The following is an 18,630-nucleotide window of genomic DNA, read 5'->3' as shown; positions in this document are numbered from 1 at the left end:
ATAACCCACCCACAAAAATGACTTTGATGAGATTTAAAGCTCTCGAAACTGCCCAAAGCCGTACCCCGGTAAAAGTTGAATTCCCCTCTCCTAAAATTTCGGATTATTATGGTATGAATGTGTTTGGCGAATCAGCGATGCGCCAATTTCTTGGAAAAGAAGCCATTAAAGCCATTAATGATGCTAAAAATGAAGGATTGAAAATTGACCGTAACATGGCCGATGTGATTGCCACCGGTATGAAACAATGGTCGATGTCTAAAGGTGCTACGCACTACAGTCACTGGTTTCAACCACTAACAGGAGCTACTGCTGAAAAACACGATGCTTTTTTTGAGCCAATTGATGTAACCTCATCAATGGAGCGTTTCTCCGGCAATGCCCTTGTACAACAAGAACCTGATGCATCAAGTTTCCCCAGCGGAGGCTTGCGCAACACTTTTGAGGCACGCGGTTATACTGCATGGGATCCCTCATCACCCGCTTTTGTGATAGGCCGCACCTTGTGCATACCTACCATATTTGTATCATACACCGGCGAGGCGCTCGACTTTAAAGCTCCTTTGCTAAAAAGCCTGCACTTTATGGATACTGCTGCCACCGCAGTATGTAAGCTGTTTGATAAGAACGTAGATAAAGTAACTACCTCATTAGGTATTGAGCAGGAATATTTTTTGATTGACGAAGCATTGTACTATGCCCGTCCCGATTTGATGCTTACCGGCCGCACCCTTATGGGATATTCATCGGCCAAAGGTCAGCAGTTAGAAGATCATTACTTTGGCTCAATACCCGACAGGGTAATGGCCTATATGGCTGATATGGAAACCGAGGCCCTTAAATTGGGTATTCCATTGAAAACACGCCACAACGAGGTAGCACCCGGCCAGTTTGAGTGCGCCCCACAATTTGAAGAAGCTAACCTTGCCGTTGACCACAACCAATTGTTGATGGATGTGATGGAGAAAGTGGCTCGTCGTCACCACTTCAAAGTGTTGTTGCACGAGAAACCTTTTGCAGGCATTAACGGTTCAGGTAAACACAACAACTGGAGTTTGATTACAAGCACAGGTGTAAACTTGCTTTCACCCGGAAAAACTCCCCTAAACAACCTGCAATTCCTTACCTTCTTTATTAATACCATTAAAGCGGTTGACGACCACGCTGACTTAATGCGTGCAAGTATTGCTTCAGCTTCAAACCAATACAGGTTAGGTGCTAACGAAGCTCCTCCGTCAATCATCTCTATATTTATAGGTACACAACTTAGCAATGTGCTGGAGAGCTTTGAAAACAGCCTAAGCAATAGCGAAGACAATACCGGAGGCTCAATCCATGTAAACAAAATCCCTGAGATTTTGATGGACAATACCGACCGTAACCGTACCTCACCTTTTGCCTTTACCGGTAACAAGTTCGAGTTTAGGGCTGTGGGTTCACAAGCCAACTGTTCTTCGCCGATGATTGTGTTAAATACTATCGTAGCCGATAGGTTAAAACAGTTTAAAGCCGAAGTGGACAGCAAGGTACAAGCAGGACAAAACCAAGAAGAAGCTATTGTTGAAATATTGCGTCGTTATGTAAAAGAATCTAAAAAAGTAATTTTTGAAGGTAACGGATACAGCGATGAGTGGGCAGAAGAAGCTGCACGCCGCGGTCTTAGCAATATTAAAGATGTACCCACAGCGTTGCACGTTTATACTTCTGAAAAATCGAAGAAAGTGTTTGGAGAAAACAATATCCTTAACGAACGCGAGTTGGAAGCCCGTTACGAAATATTGTTAGAAGATTTTGTGAAGAAAGTTCAGATAGAGTCTCGTGTGTTGGGTGATATGGCAAATACCTACATCATTCCAGCAGCTATCAGCTTCCAAAACAAAATAGCTGATTTTGCCACCAACATGAAAAACCTTGGGTTGCCTGAAGAAGACTACAAAGTAGCCTTGGACGCACTTAAAGAATCAGCGAGCCATGTAAGCACTATTAAAACTGCGGTTTACAAAATGGTTGAAGAACGTAAAGTGGCAAACAACCTTCCAAACACCGAAGAAAAAGCGGATGCATATTCACAAAAAGTGAAACAATACTTTGATGTGATACGCAAACACTCGGATAAATTGGAACGCATTGTTGAAGACGCACAATGGCCTTTGCCAAAGTATCGCGAACTTTTGTTTGTGAAATAAGACAAACAAGGAGTTTATATACTCATTTATCAAAAATGCCCGAAGAGAAACTCTCTCTCGGGCATTTTTAGTTTGCTGTCTAATAGACGATTACGTTAAAATTTGCTAATTCTTAAGAATATTTTTGACCTGAACTGTATCTTTTACCTTACTACCCGATTATAGTATCAAAACAAAAACAGAAAGTCCTTTTTACAGAATAGATGTCTAAAAATTTAAAAAAACTTGCAAAAGCATATCTATTTGCTGATTTTTGACTTTTAACACATAATTCAATTAAGCTAAAATACAGGCTTGGTATGAGAAATAAACCTATTAAACTTTTTACGTTCCTTTTAGTTCTTACTTCGGTCCTTACAGCGTGTAGCAAAAAGACACGTGTAGAAGCCGACAAAGCATGGGATGTGAGGTCATACTCGGAAGCGAGGGAGATATACAAAGAGATTTTGAGCGATTTGCCCAAAGAAGACCGTGGTCCCGTTGCTTTTAGAGTTGCAGAAGCCTATCGATTGGTAAATGATTACAAAAACGCTTTACGTTGGTACGAACGCGCTGAAAAAGAAAAATACGGTCCCGAAGCATTGTTGATGCAGGCTGATATGTTGAAGCGCCAGGAAAACTATACCGAAGCCATTATCCGTGTTAACAAATACCTTGCTGAAAGCCCCAAAGACGAATATGCAAAAAAACTGCTTGAAGGAGCAGAGTTAGCCCTTAAATGGATGCAATCACAAGAGTGTATCTTGTTTAAGGTAGAAAACGTTAAAAAACTAAACAGCCGTTATTCTGACAACTGCGCAGTTCCTGTGAAAAAGGAATCTATCATCTTCACCTCAAACCGTGATGAAGGTGTTTCTGACAGAACATACAAATGGAGCGGTGGCGGTTTCTTTGATTTGTGGGTAGCCCCGATAAAGAAAAAACGCGGTGAGTTTACCATTGAAAGCCCTGAACCTTTGAAAGGACCAGCCAACGGTAAATTTAACGAAGGTTCAAGTGCACTAAACTCAAAGGGTTCAGTAATGTACTTTACCCAGTGCGGTGGTAAAGACGGTAAATTAACTACTTGTCAAATATTTTCAAGCGCTAAAAAAGGTAAAGACGAATGGGATGAACCCATCATGCTTTCATTCTGCGATACCGGCCATACTTTCGGGCACCCAACTGTATCTGCTGACGGGAAAGTAATGTACTTCTCATCAGATATTGATGGCGGCTACGGTGGCAAAGATATTTGGATGGTGCGTGAAGTAGGTCGTGGTAAAGATTGGAGCAATCCTATCAACCTTGGTCCAGCTATCAACACAGAAGGTGATGAAATGTTCCCTTCAATTGCCCCTGACGGTACTTTGTATTTCTCATCAAACGGCCACGTAGGTATGGGCGGTTTGGATATGTACAAAACAACAGGTACAGGTAACGAATGGAGCACTCCTGAAAACCTTAAATATCCTTTAAACTCGGGTGGTGATGATTTCTCACTGGTTTATAAAACCGACGAGCCTCAGTCAGGCTATTTATCATCAAACCGTACAGGCGGACGTGGTGATGATGATATCTGGGAATTCTTCCCAATCCCACAAACCTTTAAAATTACAGGCCGCGTATTGGATTGCGATACCAAGCAACCTATTGAAGAGGCTGCTGTATTTATCTCAAACGATAAAGATGCTAATAAAATAACCCTGCGTACTGATAAAAACGGTTTCTACTCACAAGTACTTACCCAAGAGGTTAGCTACGAGCTTTCAGCCGATAAAAACGAAGCCTTTTATATAGGTAGCAAAACTGCTTACCAAAGCACCAAAGGTCTTATCTGCTCAAAAGAGTTGGTACAAGACTTTGAAATGTGTCGCTTGTGTTTGGATTGTATGTTTAACGTACGTGGTATCCTTTACGATTTGGATATGGCAAACATCCGTCCCGATGCGGCTAAAATCCTTGACGACTCTGTGGTAGCCTTGATGAAACGTTTCCCAACAGTAACGATTGAATTAGGTTCTCACACCGACTGTCGTGCAAGTGCTGATTATAACCGTGATTTGGCTCAACGCCGTGCTGATTCAGCAGTAGCGTATATCATCTCTAAAGGTATCGACTCAGCAAGGCTGGTTGCAAAAGGATACGGTGAAGATTCACTTTATCTTAAAAAATGTAAGTGCGAACTTTCTGACTACGAGCGTATCTGTACAGAAGCCGAGCATCAGCTAAACCGCCGTACAACTGTTCGTATCACCGGTACTAACTACTATACCGCAGCTGAGAAAAAACGTAGGGAAGAACAACGCAAGATTGAAGAAGAGCAACGCAGGCAACAAAATGCTAAACCTGAGGCTCCTAAAACAAAAGACGATAAAGAAAAAGAACGTCAGAAAAAGCAAGAAGAGCGCGAGCGTAAGAAAAAAGAGAAAGAAGAAGAGCGTAAGAAAAAAGCTGACGAGCGCAAAAAGAAAGCTGACGAAAAGAAACGCCAGCAAGAAGAAAACAAAAAGAACAAACAAAAGGATAAGAAATAATCCTGACGTATAAACCAATTAATCGCAAAGGCCACCGCAAAACGGTGGCTTTTGTATTATTATCTCACCCTAAAAACGCGTATTTTCGCATACCAAATTTAACTAATACAATGACCGAACAAGCAGCTTTGAAAACAGTAGCCCTAAACGATTTACACATATCACTCGGAGGTAAAATGGTGCCATTTGCAGGCTACAATATGCCTGTACAATACAGCAACCTTATCCAAGAGCACTTGCAAGTGCGCAATTCAGTGGGTGTGTTTGATGTTTCGCACATGGGCGAGTTTTATCTTAAAGGTGAAAAGGCGCTTGAGTTGATACAAAAAGTTACCAGCAACGATGCTTCGGTGCTTGTTGACGGTAAAGTGCAATACAGTTGCTTGCCGAACGATAAAGGTGGTATTGTTGATGATTTATTGGTGTACCGCTATGCCGCCGATGAATACTACTTGGTAGTAAATGCCAGCAATATCGAAAAAGATTGGAATTGGATTAGCAGCCACAACACTTACGGTGTTGAGATGCAAAACCTAAGCGACCAGTACAGCTTATTGGCAGTACAAGGCCCTAATGCAATCAAAGCGTTACAAAAACTGACCGATGTTAATCTTTCATCGCTTGAGTATTATAGCTTTACAATAGGCACAATGGCCGGTATAGAGCAAGTGATTATTTCAAATACAGGATACACCGGTGCCGGTGGATTTGAATTGTATGTGATGAATGAAGATGCAAGCAAACTATGGGATGCTGTATTTGAAGCCGGAGCAGAGTTTGGGATACTTCCTTGCGGTTTAGGTGCACGTGATACCCTACGCCTTGAGATGGGCTTCTGCTTGTACGGAAACGATATAAACGATGAAACTTCGCCCATTGAAGCTGGTTTGGGATGGATTACCAAATTCACCAAAGACTTTATAAAATCAGACTACCACAAAGGTTTGAAAGAGAATGGTGTAAGCAAAAAACTGGTAGGTTTTGAAATGATTGACAGGGGAATACCTCGCCAGCACTATGCAATCCAAGATGCTGACGGTAATGTGATAGGTGAAGTTACATCAGGTACGCAATCACCAAGCCTAAACAAAGGTATTGGTATGGGTTACGTACAAACTTCCTTTGCTAAAGCCGGAACGGAAATCTTTATTAATATCCGTGATAAGGCTATCAAAGCACAGGTAGTTAAAACTCCCTTTTTAAAACAATAAAAGTTTAAGCACTTTGTGAGGGTGTAAGGGCAAAAAATTGTATATCTTGTAAATACGAATAAACTATGAAAAAGATTTTTTTGCCCTTATTACTGCTTTGCATAATTCAAACGGCTTTTGCACAAAAAGGTCGTACAGCGGATAGCCTTCGCAATACATACAACCGTGAATTTTTATTAAACCCCCTACCGTTTTTTGTAGGCGGCTTTGAAATTGGCTATGGTATTATTAACACCAAAAGCCGCAGCTTGCGCTTTATTGGGGGGTACTACTTTTCTGAAAATCCTGGCGCATACAACGACGAAGAACCTCTATCATCATCCCCTACTTATGTGCGCAAAAATATGGAGGGTGCAAGGCTTGAGGTGCAATACCTGTTGATGAAGCCCACCACAAGCGGTATGCGTTTTTATGGCGGACCTTACGGCGTTTTAAAAACCATAAGCATGGACGTTAGTAGAACCATTAACGGGTCATCAACGGTTACAACGCTCAACTATAAAGCAAGGGCAACAGCTATTAGTGCAGGTATTGTATTGGGGATGCGTCAATACGTAATGGATAACATTTTCTTTGATGCCTATATAGGAGGCGGAATTAATATTCCCGTTTCAAGCGAAAAGATAGACGATGTACATCTTGATGTAGTAAATCCTTATAAACGCAGTATCAATCCACGAGCAGGGCTTACATTCGGCTACGCATTATAATCTTAGGAGTATGAAAAAATGGTTAATAGTTGTAATACTAAGCATTATTACGTTTAGTGTGCACGCCCAGCAAAGTAGCAAAAGAGACTCAGCGCTTAACGAATACCGAAACGAATTCATTCTTAATCCATTGCCGTTTTTTGTAAGTGGTTTCGAGCTTGGATACGGAGCCATTTTTCCTGATGGGTTTAACTTCAGGGTGATTGGAGGGTATTATATTTCAGAAAGTGCCTCCTCTTACAGTGATCAATTTAAGAACATGGAAGGGTTTAGAGTAGAGTGCCAGTATTTAGGACTTAAGCCCGTTAAATCAAGCTCACGTTACTATTTGGGCGGATATGCCAACTATAAACAAATCAGCTTAGAAAAGGAATCTCCGCTAAATTCAAGCAGGTTTGATAAGCTCCATGCCTCAGCAGTTGGATTTGGGGTGCTCTTAGGCGTAAGACAATACAACAGTGGCGGTTTTTTCTTTGATTTATACTTAGGTGGGGGCCCCACTATCAGCATTGATGCCACCAATGCCGAAGAGGCTCATATACCCCTTGTAAACCCCTACAAACGCAGTATTAATCCACGTGCAGGCATGAGTATTGGGATTTTGTTTTAAAGAAACTTTATAAAATCTTTTTGAAAGCGGCTCTCGCCGCTTTTTTTGTTATTTTGAGTTATGCAAGGAGTATGGACAGCATTTGGGACAAAAGAAGCTAGTGTATTTATAGATTTGCTTCATAGAAATGGTATTACGCCTCACATAAAAGAGGAGAATGCAGAATGGAAGGCGCACTTAAATTTAGATACGGGAAGCAAGATTATTAAAGTATGTGTGGACAGCTTTAAGATGCAGGGGGCTCAGAACATCATAGAAGAATATTTGAATAGTGAAGAAGGAGCTGTTGAAATAAGTGAAAACTTATTTGACATATTCACTGACGATGAACTTATGTATGCAATTCTTTTTAATTCATTAGAAGGCACTACGAATAGTTTTTATAAAGAACTTAATAAACGTGGCTGGACCGATGCGAGTATAGAAATGAAGAAAGAAGAGATTATAAAATCGTTATATATTAAAGAAAGAGGCAGTGACTTCGCCCTTTTTATTGGGTTTATGGGGGTATTAGCAGGAGGAGTAGTAGGTATCGTAATGGGCGTGATATTATTCTTTGCAGGCAAGAAACATCCTATTACTAGAGAAGGTTTTAGCAAATACGACAAACTAACAGATAAGTATGCAAAATTAATGATTGCCAGTGGCGGCCTTGTATTACTTGGGTTTATTATACTATATGCAAAAAACAACTAACAAGTAAGCACTGATAAGGAATAGAGGGAAGCAGTGCTGTTTTTTAAGGCTCATCAATTTTGTTTTATAGCACCGTGCTATAAAACAACAAACCCCACATAATTGCGGGGTTTGTTTAAATATACATCCGAAGTTTTAATAGATAAAATCATTGTTTCGGTACGAACCAAAGTTTCTGTACCAGTTGGGGTATGATGTACCGCCCGACATTGCCCAATCATCAAAGTAATTATAGGCTTGCAAAATGCTCGACTTCTCTATTGGGTAAGCAAAGTTTTCAGGTATTTGCATTGCCCAAGGCAACCCTTGCGCATTTTTATAATACACACCGTTTGAAGGTACCGAACGGTCGTCTCTGGTGCCAAATTTAGTTTGGTCAGCAAGCGAAGTAGGCTTGTGGTTAGCCATGTGTACTTCAAGACCACGTGTTCTATTTACAATAATAAAGGGGTTAAATTCTTCAAACACTGCCCTGCTGTCATCAATAGCAGTGGCAAAAGTTACCGACGTGAAGTTAGTATCCGATGCACAGAAAGGATTAGCCTTAATGGTATTAAACATAGAGCCGCCCTTACGGTATAGGTAAGGTTCAGGTGAATCAAAGCAAATAATAACAGCCTTCGCTTGGTTTGCTTCAGTTCCGTTAGGGTTACGGTTGATATAACTCCTCACAAACGATTGACCTGATACGCTCAAAACCTCGTTGGGATATATATTATCAAGGCTAAAGCCAAAAGCATTATCAAAACCTGCACCAATGGCACGAGGTTTAATTTTTGTCTTATAATCTACCACCGTATTGCCGGCATTGTAAACCTTGTGCACGTTAAACGCAACCACCAAGTCATTATAATCGTAGTCACCTTTTGATGGCCACAAATCTTCAAACACAATGTTTGAACACGTAGTAGCACAAGGGTAAAAACGGTTGAATGCGCGGGTAGGGTCATTTGGGTAGCCATCCAATACGTCAGGCACACCATCGCTATCAGCATCGGCAACCACAAGTACACCAAAGCCCTCATTGTTACATGAGTTGGTAGCTAAGTAGCCGCTGCACGAAAGTTGAGCAGGAGAGGTATAAGTGGCACCGTTGGTTTCAACACCATTATTATCACAATAGTTAATCTTACCTTTTACAGTACTGCCACTGTTTAAAGTACTAACACTGGTAACTTTTACATAACTGGTGTTAGTTCCGGTACCGTTAATCTCACCGGTGCTGGTAAGGTTGGCAGTACTTAACAAAGCACCGTTTTGTAAGGTAGCTTTAGCACCCGATGCAAGTGTGGTAGTGCCTATTACCTTAGTATAACTATTGCTGGTAAGTGTACCGTTTACAATCAGGTTATTAGTGGTTGAAAGATTACAGTAGTTGTATAGGTTTTTGCCTGAGTTAACAGTCACATTGTTATTTACTGTAACGTGGTCGTAGTTGGTAAATGTGTTCTCTACATTTAGGTTGTTAGATACGTATAGCTTTCCGAAGTTACCGAATGAACCCGTCGAAGTAACGGTAAGCGAGCAGAAAATACGCATATGACCGTGGTTTTCAGTAATGTTGTTGGCATCATAGCAATTGTTAACCATCAAGCTGTCGCTCCAGTTATATAGTTGCGTAGAAGAGCTGTTAGAAAGTATCTTATCAATGGTAACAACAGTACGCTCTAATATGTACATACGCGAGCTGTTATTTAAAGTCAAGCTGTCAAGCGTGCCTGATGCACAAAACTTCACAATACCGCCGTTCATGGTCAATTTACCGCTAAATGTACCGGTTATACAGGCAACACCGCTGTTAATTACAAGGTTACCGCTGTAATTGTTGTAAGTAGTAGCGCAACCGCTATTACAAGTCAATCCCGAACCTTTGGTAAACACATATGCATTAGGCTCGGCTCCGTTATCAAACAACTTGGTTACAAACTTATTGGCAGGTACTTTTTCGTAGGTTTTGTTACCGCTCAGGTCAACTTTTTCAATGTAAATGAACTCTTGAGTAGCATCTACACGCATTTTAGCAGTAAACTCATGTTTATCATCGGTCATACCCTGTATAGAAAGTTTGCCTGTGCTGGGCTCATCTATGTAGATATTAATACCAAAACGCTCCTCGGGGAAACTCGGGTTAGCAATCTTCACACGTATGTACAGATCCTTAGTGGTTTCAAAGTTGAAGTTTGAAGGCACTATCAATTTATCTATATCAGTAACATGGATAGAGTTATCTGGTCCGCTACCGTCATTTTTAGACGGCTGGTCCCTCTTGCACGAAGCAAGCAGCACAGGGATGGTTAATGCCGTCAAAAAAAGTTGCTTAAGTTTCATCGATCTCAAAAGTTTATTCCTAATTAACAATACGAAGGTATTTAGCCGCCAACGTCTATAAAATTACTTTTTTATAAGTGGCGGCTATTTTATGTGAGTGGCGGTCAATTGCAAAAACACGGTATAAGTGGTCTCAATCTTTGAAAACACTACAAAATCGACCACTAAAAAGGACAAAAGTAAACTGTTTGAAAATTTGCTGTAAATATGGAGTTAATTGTTTGATAATATGAGTAAATAAGGCAATGGATGAACGTAATTTATTTTGAATTATATGATTGATTTATAGTGGAATGTGTTCAAATTTATGAAATAAACACCTTGTATTATAAGCGAAAGTAAAACAACCACTTACAATAGCATAATGGCATATCCCAAACACAAAAGGTAACGGTAAAGAACAAGTGTGAAATACCCACGGGCAATGGTTATCTTTGCCCGCGATTTTACAAACTCCTTTAGCATGAAAACTGTATATGTGATAGATGCTCTTCGCACTCCAATTGGTAAGTACGGCGGCACACTTTCAACCATAAGGCCTGATGACATGGCTGCTTACGTGATAAAAAAACTGATTGAGCGCAACCCGCAAGTTGATGTTACCGAAATAGAAGACGTAATATTTGGGGCAGCCAACCAAGCAGGTGAAGACAACCGTAACGTAGCTCGTATGGCATTGTTGCTGGCAGGATTGCCCGTAACCATACCCGGTGCTACAGTAAACCGTTTGTGTGCCAGCGGCCTTGAAGCGATACAACAAGCCGCCCGCAGCATTGCTGCCGGTGTTGGTGAATTATACATAGCAGGCGGGGTAGAAAGCATGAGCCGTGCCCCCTTTGTAATGGCTAAATCGTACGAAGCGTTTAACCGTCAGCCTGAAATTTACGATACTACTATAGGGTGGCGTTTTACCAACCCTGCACTATCGGCATTATACTACCCGTATGTAATGGGCGAAACTGCTGAAAACGTTGCAGAACGCTGGGGAATAAGCCGCTTGGAGCAAGATGAATTTGCAGCAAATACCCAAGCCAAATACCAAAAAGCACACGAGGCAGGTAAGTTTGCGCAAGAGCTTGTGCCTTATATAATACCTCAACGCAAAGGCGAACCTATTGTGTTTGCAAAAGACGAACAACCCCGTCTATCAAGCGTTGAAGTGTTGGGCGGTTTGAAACCTGCATTTAAGAAAGACGGCACTGTTACCGCAGGTAACTCATCAGGAGTAAATGATGGTGCCTCGGCATTGTTATTAGCTTCTGAAGAGGCAGTTAAAAAGTACAATTTAAAACCCATTGCACGCATTGCCGGATACGGAGTGGCAGGGGTTGACCCTGCTATTATGGGGATAGGCCCTGTACCCGCATCGCAAAAAGCATTGAAGCGTGCAGGAATAACTACCAACGAACTTGATTTGGTAGAGCTAAACGAAGCCTTTGCTTCACAATCAATAGCCTGTATCCGCGATTTGAACCTCGACCCTGAAAAAGTAAACGTAAACGGTGGTGCGATTGCTATAGGCCACCCGTTGGGATGCAGCGGAGCGCGTATCACAGCAACATTATTGCACGAAATGCAAAAACGCGATGGAGCCCGTTATGGTCTTGCTACTATGTGTATCGGAGTAGGACAGGGAAGTGCCATTGTGTACGAGAAAGTATAAGCCTGATTTTTTTTTGCACCTCATTAAACCTTTTTAAATACGGGGCATCCAATACTGAATTTGGAGTGCCCCGTATCCATTAATGTGCAAACATTGATTGACAAAAGGGCACGAAAGTTGCCGATTTTTATATATTTGCATCCATTCTTAACCACATCAAATGAAGAGTAAACAACTGGTAGTTTTATTTTTAGCACTGGTATTTTCTGCCTCAATTCCTGTTGGTGCGCAGGACAATGTTAAAAAAGCAAAAGAAATATTAAATAAATTAAGTAAAACTTATAAAGGTTATAAAAATATTAAAGCCGGTTTTACAATTACTTCTGAAAACCCCGATAAAACCAAGGTGTCACAGGCCGGAACTATTTGGATAAAAAACAAAGAGTTTAAAATCGAGATGACCGACCAAGATATTATGTGTGATGGAAAAACCATCTGGACGGCTCAGAAAGAAGTAAAAGAAGTAACCATTAAAGATTACAACCCATCGGCCAACGAAATTCAGCCTTCGCAAATATTTTCGCTATGGGAAAAAGGCTTTGATTATGTATGGGTTGAAAAGGTGACCGAAGGCGGTAAAAGCCTTGATGTAGTTGACCTTGTGCCAAAAGAAGGGAAAGATACCAAAGACTATTCTAAGGTTAAACTAAAAATAAATACTGCCACCAATACAATAGCAAGCTGCACAATCATTAAGAAAAACGGTGTTAAAATATCGTACGCTATTACTACACAAGAGAGCAACTTGAAATTGGATAAAAAGTATTTTGAAATGGACGTAGAAGCTAAACGCAAAGCAGGCTACGACATTGTTGATTTACGCAAAAAGAAAAAGAAATAAGTTATTGTAACTATATATATTGAAAACCGGGCTTGCCCGGTTTTTTTATGCCCCTACTTTTTTGCTAATTCTTTTACCGCATTTACCAAAGCCTCCAAGTGTTGGCGGGTTGTGTACAGATGGGGAGTAACGCGAACACCGTTCACAGCCGGGGTTTCAATGCCTACCGTAAATACCTTGTAGTTATCATACAAAGCGGCAGCAAGCTGCGTAGGCGTATAGCCCTTTAGTGCAAAGTTGGCAATGGCTCCCGTACGCTCGTTTTGAAGGGGTGTATTGAAACTTACGCCATCCACACCAGTAAGTTGTTCTACCCAATAGTTTTTTAACGAACGGAGATACTCCATTTTGCGGGCACTTCCGATGATGGTATGAAATTTAATAGAGGCACTCAAGCTTAGATGAATCGCTGTGTTATGGGTCCCAAATCGTTCAAACTTGCGTATATCGGTTTTGGGCCGGCTGGTTTCGCCAAACAATGGCCACACCTTTTCAATATGTTCCTTTTTCACCCACAAAATCCCGGTACCTAGTGGATTACACAGCCATTTGTGCAGGCTGGCGGCGTAATAATCACAACCCAAATCAGGTATTTTAAAATCAATATGGGCAAAAGTATGCGCCCCGTCTACCATCACCTCCACGCCCTTAGCATGTGCCATATCACATATTTTTTTAATGGGTAATAAATGCCCTGTTAAATGTATCATGTGCGTGGCCAATACTAAGCGGGTTTTAGAAGTAATAGCGTTCTGATAAGCATTCACCACTTCCTCGTCGTTGGCAGGTTGCAAAGGCAGGTTAGCAGTTTTTAGTACAATGCCTTCACGTTGGGCACGTTGTTTAAGTGCCTCCACCATGCTGTCATAATCTTGGTTGCTAAGTACAACCTCATCACCTGCTTTTAGCGGCAGGCCGTGTATCAAAACATTAAGCCCGTCAGTAGTGCTTCGCAGTAAAGCCAGCTCTTCAGCATCCACACCCGCAAAAGCAGCCAGCTCTTGGCGCACACGCTCGCGGTCGTCCTCTTTTCTGCGGCGCATATAAAAAGATGAATTTGCATTCACCATTCGGTTGTTCTCAACAAAAGCATTTAAAACGGGTAGGGGAGTAGGGCTGAAATATCCGTTTTCAAGATTGATAAACTCGTCCGATTGGGCAAAGCATTGCTGTATTGTTTTCCAAAACTCGTCGTCATTTGCAGCTTTGATACTTTCAAGCTCATCAAAAGTAGGACCTGTTTGGTGGGTATAGTTCATCCACTCAAACGACGAAGCAGGTGCAAGCAATCCCATAACAGCCATGTTTTTCACAAAGTTTCTTCTGTTTTCAGCCATACAGCAAGATAATTATAAAACCGATAGATACGGAGACCTATCGATACTCCCCAACAGCAACAATTCCACCCTCAGCCATCTCTCAATAGCGTCGGGATTTATTCCCGACGGAATGATGGCAATTAATAAGCGTCTCAACAACTTCAATTCATCATCCTCAGTAGCGGGTTGTCTCAAAAGTAAGTTTTACAATGATTTTTTGTAACGACAGGTTAATAACCTATCGCTATTACAATTACCCTCTTGTAAAGGACTTAAGTCCTTTACAAGAGGGTAATTGTAATAGCAGGGGGTTGACCCCCCCTGTTGTAACCCTCTCTCAATAGCGTCGGGATTTATTCCCGACGACAAAGGCAACAACAATAGCACCCTCTGCTATCTCTCAATAACATCGGGATTTATTCCCGATGCCTTTAAGATTCACCATGCCCCTTTTTAGCAGGAGCCAGCTTTTCATCCTTCACCGTTTGCATCAACGCCAACCCGATAACAAAAAACGTAACCAAGGCCAAAATACCGCTGCGCATATCAAAAAGGTTATCAATCAGTCCCCAAACAAACATACCCAATACAATGGATAGCTTTTCGGCTACATCGTAAAAGCTGAAAAACGAAGCATGGTCTTCTGTATCATGCGGCAACAATTTTGAGTAAGTACTGCGCGAAATAGCCTGCGAACCGCCCATTACCAAGCCCACAGCCGCCCCTAAAATGTAAAAGCCTGTATAATCTTTGGCAGGTAAGAAGTATGCCCCCACGCAAATTCCCACCCAAATAATCAAAGCTATAGATAGGCTCACAATGTTTCCGAACTTCGATGAAATCCTTGAAAATATTACTGCCCCAAGTATAGCCACCAACTGTATGATAAGAATGGTGATGATAAGATTAGTAGTTTCAAGTTGTATTTCCTTTTCGCCGTACACCGATGCCACGTACATCACCGTTTGCAATGCCATGCTGAACACAAAAAACGAAGCAAGAAACATTTTTAAACTGCGGATGTGTTTAAGCTGCTTCCAAACCTTGTTCAGCTCCTTGTAGCCGTGCATTAATAATTGCCTGCTATACGGGTGCTTATTTTCTGAGGGCGGGAGCAGTTTAAACGGTATTTGGGCAAAACCGGCCCACCACAAACCTACTGATAAAAAGGCAAGCTGCGCGCCCAACGGCCCCTTTTCAGGCAAGCCGAACAAGCCCGGCATCATCATTACCACAAGGTTGATAATCAGTAAAATTACACTGCCCACATACCCCATCGAGAAGCCCCGTGCACTCACCTTATCCATTTGGTCAGGAGTTACAATCTCGTGTAGATAAGCATTGTAGAAAACAATACTGCCCGCAAAGGCAAACGTAGCCAACACAAAAGGAACAGTACCCATAAACAGAGGGCTGCCCTCAACAAAAAACCACAACGCCGCACACGACAAAGAGCCGAGGTACACAAAAAACTTCATGAACTCCTTTTTATTGCCCTTATAATCAGCAATGCCTGAAAGTAGCGGCGATAACAAAGCCACTAATAAAAAAGCCAGCGAAACACAATACGAGTACAAGGCTGAATTGGTGAGCGAATACCCAAAAACGCTTACGGTTTCGGGCACTGTTTTAACGAAGTAAATAGGAAAAACCGCTGTGGCTATGGTAAGTGAATACACCGAGTTGGCCCAATCGTACATTACCCAGCCTTTTATCACCTTAGGGTCGTTCTTTTTCATAGGTTGTTTTGCAACGGCAAGGTAAGGTTTTGGTGTTAAATTTATTAGTGTGTTTCGGGTGCTTTTATTACGGGGTCAAGGGAGTTTAATAGTATATAACTATAATTGTATTAGTTGCTAGCTATCAAATCTCCCAACATAGGAGGGATGTATACTGAGAAGTTGTGCGCTTTTGTTCAAGATGGAAATCTGTTAAGCATTTATGAATTATGGACGATGTAGTTCTATGTTGTAACAAAAACTTAATAGGAATTAAATTATTTACATTTATTAATTTAAATTACAGAGTATTTCATAGATATGAGTAGTACTAATAAAAAATTCTCACCGAATTCTGTAGTTGCAATAAAGGAGGCTTTATCCTTAATTTATTGGAAAAGGGAGGATTTGAGAGATTATCTTAAAGTTGTAATTGAGAATTCAGCAATTGTTGGGACGTTGAATTGGGAACTAACAAAAAAAGAATGTGTTAAGGAGTTAATTGAGAGAATGTTGAACAGACGTGATATCTACGAAAATGATTTAATGAATTTATTTATTGCAGTTTCTGACTTTAATGATTTTTCAAACTTGGATTATTGGGATGCCGATGGCTCCAAACGCAAAAGGGCTGAAAGCGCTGTTGCTAGATTGCGTGAAACAACAAAAGGGCACTTCCAGATTACAAAAGAGCAAGAGGAAGCAAAAAAGAGGAGGGAGGATGCGGAAAGAGAAATTGCTAAAAGTAAATCCCTAGCAGATGACATTGCAATATTAAAAAAGTCCTTTGATGAGCTCTCATTGTTGAAAAACAAACAAGAAAGAGGTTTCGCACTTGAAAAATTTCTCAATAATTTGTTTGCATTATATGAGCTTGATCCTAAAGGGGCGTTTAAAATTAGCGGAGAGCAAATAGATGGCGCATTCACATACGATGGAACGGATTATCTTCTTGAAGCAAAGTGGAGCAAGCAAGTTGATAGAGGTGATTTGGCTATTTTTTGTCATAAAGTAGAAACAAAGTTTAAAAATGCTGCGGGCCTTTTAGTAACAATTGATGGCCTTACACCCGAAGCGATAGATCCATTATTTAAATCAATAATTATTATGGATGGGTTAGATATAGTCGCAATTCTTGATAATCGAATTAAGTTAACAGACTTGCTATATAAGAAGCGTAGAAAGGCTTCTGAAACAGGTAAGATTTATGTAAAGTATCAAGACCTATAGGCAATCCAATTTGGGTAAAAAGCTAATCTTTTAACCTGTAAAGTAAAAAAGGCACTAAAGTTGTATTTTAGCACTGAAAATAAACCGTATGAAAAAATTTGCCGTTGCCCTTAGCTTTGTGGCCTTCACTGTTCCTTTCTCGTCTTGCGACCAAGCCGATGAAATTATTAATGCCGTAAACAGCGGCGCACTTACTAACGATGATATTGTAAAAGGCTTGAAAGCCGCCCTTACGGTGGGTACGGATACCTCGGTAAAACGTCTTTCAGCTACCGACGGTTATTTCTTAGACCAAGCGGTTAAAATTTTACTTCCCCCCGAAGCAGCTCCTATATTTGATAACCTCAGCAAAATACCCGGTGGCAGCACGTTGGTAAACAATACCATATTGGCTATCAACCGCGCGGCAGAAGATGCAGCCCCCGAAGCCACCACCATTTTTGTGGATGCTATCACCAATATCACCATTGGTGACGGGTTAAATATTTTGAATGGTAACGACAGTGCAGCCACAGGCTACCTGAAAACCAACACTTACAACCCGCTAAAAAATGCCTTTGCACCCAAAATTTCAACCTCGTTGAGCAAGCCATTAGTGGGAGGTGTTTCTGCTGAATCACTATACACTGATTTGGTGGATGCATACAATACAGCCTCACTAAACGGAATATTGTTTCCAAAAATCACCCAAAACACATTGGGCGAATACGTTACTACCAAAGCGCTTGACGGGTTGTTTTTAAAGGTAGCGGTTGAAGAAGGCAAAATACGCAACGATGTAAACCACCGTGTGAGCGATATTTTGAAGAAGGTATTTACCAAGTAATAGTTAATAACGGTTTTTTATGAGGGTTATAAAAATTGCAGTAGCAGTACTGAGCTTTAGTGTGCTTTCATCGTGCGATGTGGTGCAAAGTGCTCTTGAGCAAAGTGGCGGGAGTTTGGGCAATTTGCCTCTAACCCAAGACGAAGTAGTAAGGGGATTGAAAAATGCCCTTACGGTGGGAACGGACAGTGCGGTATGCCGACTCAACGCTACCGACGGATTTTTGCGCGATGCGGCCATAAAAGTGTTGTTGCCCCCCGAAGCCCAAAACATTATGAACTATGTGGGCAAAATACCCGGCGGGCAAGCCCTTGTAGATAAAACCATTACAGCCCTTAACCGCGCTGCCGAGGATGCCGCAGGCACTGCCGCCCCTATTTTTAGCGATGCAGTGAAGAAAATGACCATACAAGATGCTTTTGGCATTTTGCGCGGAGCTGAAACTGCTGCAACGGATTACTTAAAAACCAACACATACTCTCAGCTACAGGCGGCTTTTAAGCCAAAAATACAAACATCATTGGGCAAGCCGCTGATTTATAATACGTCGGCAGAGAAACTGTACACCGATTTGGTAAGTGCCTATAATTTGGCTTCGTTGGGAGGCACGCTGTTTCCTAAAATTACCGGAAACAGCCTTACCGACCACGTTACTGCCCGCGCACTTGACGGGGTGTTCTTAAAAATAGCCAATGAAGAAAAACTGATACGTCAAGACCCTGCCCACCGTGTTACCTCAATATTGGAGCGGGTATTTGGCAGCAAACAGTAGTTGT

Annotated in this window: 14 protein-coding genes; 11 read left to right on the top strand and 3 right to left on the bottom strand. The window is 41.4% G+C overall.

Annotated features, from left to right (window positions below; all coding sequences use genetic code 11):
• Positions 1–17 precede the first annotated feature (17 nt).
• The 6 genes from F9K23_07295 to F9K23_07270 all read left to right on the top strand — a co-directional run bounded on the left by F9K23_07295 (position 18) and on the right by F9K23_07270 (position 7,929).
• The gene (locus tag F9K23_07295) at positions 18–2,186 is read left to right on the top strand and encodes a glutamine synthetase type III (GenBank protein KAB2916996.1); all 2,169 of its coding nucleotides are present in this window, start codon (positions 18–20) and stop codon (positions 2,184–2,186) included.
• 299 nt (positions 2,187–2,485) lie between these two features.
• Complete coding sequence (locus tag F9K23_07290; protein KAB2916995.1) at positions 2,486–4,702, top strand: OmpA family protein; 2,217 nt, start codon at positions 2,486–2,488, stop codon at positions 4,700–4,702.
• 128 nt (positions 4,703–4,830) lie between these two features.
• Complete coding sequence (gene gcvT, locus F9K23_07285) at positions 4,831–5,913, top strand: glycine cleavage system aminomethyltransferase GcvT (protein ID KAB2917026.1); 1,083 nt, start codon at positions 4,831–4,833, stop codon at positions 5,911–5,913.
• 65 nt (positions 5,914–5,978) lie between these two features.
• Positions 5,979–6,623 (top strand): hypothetical protein, encoded by a 645-nt coding sequence (locus F9K23_07280; GenBank protein ID KAB2916994.1) that lies wholly within the window; start codon positions 5,979–5,981, stop codon positions 6,621–6,623.
• 10 nt (positions 6,624–6,633) lie between these two features.
• Positions 6,634–7,233: a hypothetical protein gene (locus F9K23_07275; GenBank protein ID KAB2916993.1), complete on the top strand. Its 600-nt coding sequence runs from the start codon at positions 6,634–6,636 to the stop codon at positions 7,231–7,233.
• Positions 7,234–7,293: 60 nt separating this feature from the next.
• Positions 7,294–7,929, top strand: coding sequence for a hypothetical protein (locus tag F9K23_07270; protein KAB2916992.1), 636 nt, complete (start codon positions 7,294–7,296; stop codon positions 7,927–7,929).
• Positions 7,930–8,064: 135 nt separating this feature from the next.
• Here F9K23_07270 and F9K23_07265 read toward each other — a convergent pair whose 3' ends face one another.
• On the bottom strand, positions 8,065–10,257 hold the full coding sequence (locus tag F9K23_07265) for an LruC domain-containing protein (GenBank protein ID KAB2916991.1): 2,193 nt from the start codon (positions 10,255–10,257) through the stop codon (positions 8,065–8,067).
• 463 nt (positions 10,258–10,720) lie between these two features.
• On the opposite strand from F9K23_07265, the gene F9K23_07260 reads away from it, so the two are divergent.
• Together F9K23_07260 and F9K23_07255 are read left to right on the top strand one after the other, a co-directional pair.
• Entirely contained in the window at positions 10,721–11,920 is a 1,200-nt protein-coding gene (locus tag F9K23_07260) for an acetyl-CoA C-acyltransferase (GenBank protein ID KAB2917025.1), read from the top strand.
• Positions 11,921–12,080: 160 nt separating this feature from the next.
• Positions 12,081–12,761: an outer membrane lipoprotein carrier protein LolA gene (locus F9K23_07255; protein KAB2916990.1), complete on the top strand. Its 681-nt coding sequence runs from the start codon at positions 12,081–12,083 to the stop codon at positions 12,759–12,761.
• Between the two features lie 53 nt (positions 12,762–12,814).
• Here the strand turns inward: F9K23_07255 and F9K23_07250 are convergent, their stop codons facing one another.
• The gene (locus F9K23_07250) at positions 12,815–14,098 is read right to left on the bottom strand and encodes an aminotransferase class V-fold PLP-dependent enzyme (GenBank protein KAB2916989.1); all 1,284 of its coding nucleotides are present in this window, start codon (positions 14,096–14,098) and stop codon (positions 12,815–12,817) included.
• A gap of 413 nt (positions 14,099–14,511) precedes the next feature.
• Positions 14,512–15,819 (bottom strand): MFS transporter, encoded by a 1,308-nt coding sequence (locus F9K23_07245; GenBank protein ID KAB2916988.1) that lies wholly within the window; start codon positions 15,817–15,819, stop codon positions 14,512–14,514.
• Between the two features lie 300 nt (positions 15,820–16,119).
• Between F9K23_07245 and F9K23_07240 the strand changes: the two genes are divergently transcribed.
• The 3 genes from F9K23_07240 to F9K23_07230 all read left to right on the top strand — a co-directional run bounded on the left by F9K23_07240 (position 16,120) and on the right by F9K23_07230 (position 18,626).
• A complete protein-coding gene (locus F9K23_07240) occupies positions 16,120–17,028 on the top strand; it encodes a hypothetical protein (GenBank protein ID KAB2916987.1) in 909 nt (302 codons plus the stop codon).
• Between the two features lie 88 nt (positions 17,029–17,116).
• Complete coding sequence (locus F9K23_07235) at positions 17,117–17,854, top strand: DUF4197 domain-containing protein (GenBank protein KAB2916986.1); 738 nt, start codon at positions 17,117–17,119, stop codon at positions 17,852–17,854.
• Between the two features lie 19 nt (positions 17,855–17,873).
• Positions 17,874–18,626 carry a DUF4197 domain-containing protein gene (locus F9K23_07230; protein ID KAB2916985.1) on the top strand — a complete coding sequence of 251 codons (753 nt, stop codon included), beginning with the start codon at positions 17,874–17,876 and terminating at the stop codon, positions 18,624–18,626.
• Positions 18,627–18,630 lie beyond the last annotated feature (4 nt).

The sequence above is a fragment of the Bacteroidota bacterium genome (assembly GCA_008933805.1).
GTDB lineage: Bacteria > Bacteroidota > Bacteroidia > UBA8524 > UBA8524 > SB11.
This window is presented reverse-complemented; position numbering and strand designations above follow the sequence as displayed.

Coding starts and splice junctions, on each gene's coding strand:
- F9K23_07295 (KAB2916996.1), top strand. CDS start 18: ATGACTTTGATGAGATTTAAAGCTCTCGAAACTGCCCAAAGCCGTACC.
- F9K23_07290 (KAB2916995.1), top strand. CDS start 2,486: ATGAGAAATAAACCTATTAAACTTTTTACGTTCCTTTTAGTTCTTACT.
- F9K23_07280 (KAB2916994.1), top strand. CDS start 5,979: ATGAAAAAGATTTTTTTGCCCTTATTACTGCTTTGCATAATTCAAACG.
- F9K23_07275 (KAB2916993.1), top strand. CDS start 6,634: ATGAAAAAATGGTTAATAGTTGTAATACTAAGCATTATTACGTTTAGT.
- F9K23_07270 (KAB2916992.1), top strand. CDS start 7,294: ATGCAAGGAGTATGGACAGCATTTGGGACAAAAGAAGCTAGTGTATTT.
- F9K23_07265 (KAB2916991.1), bottom strand. CDS start 10,257: ATGAAACTTAAGCAACTTTTTTTGACGGCATTAACCATCCCTGTGCTG.
- F9K23_07260 (KAB2917025.1), top strand. CDS start 10,721: ATGAAAACTGTATATGTGATAGATGCTCTTCGCACTCCAATTGGTAAG.
- F9K23_07255 (KAB2916990.1), top strand. CDS start 12,081: ATGAAGAGTAAACAACTGGTAGTTTTATTTTTAGCACTGGTATTTTCT.
- F9K23_07250 (KAB2916989.1), bottom strand. CDS start 14,098: ATGGCTGAAAACAGAAGAAACTTTGTGAAAAACATGGCTGTTATGGGA.
- F9K23_07245 (KAB2916988.1), bottom strand. CDS start 15,819: ATGAAAAAGAACGACCCTAAGGTGATAAAAGGCTGGGTAATGTACGAT.
- F9K23_07240 (KAB2916987.1), top strand. CDS start 16,120: ATGAGTAGTACTAATAAAAAATTCTCACCGAATTCTGTAGTTGCAATA.
- F9K23_07235 (KAB2916986.1), top strand. CDS start 17,117: ATGAAAAAATTTGCCGTTGCCCTTAGCTTTGTGGCCTTCACTGTTCCT.
- F9K23_07230 (KAB2916985.1), top strand. CDS start 17,874: ATGAGGGTTATAAAAATTGCAGTAGCAGTACTGAGCTTTAGTGTGCTT.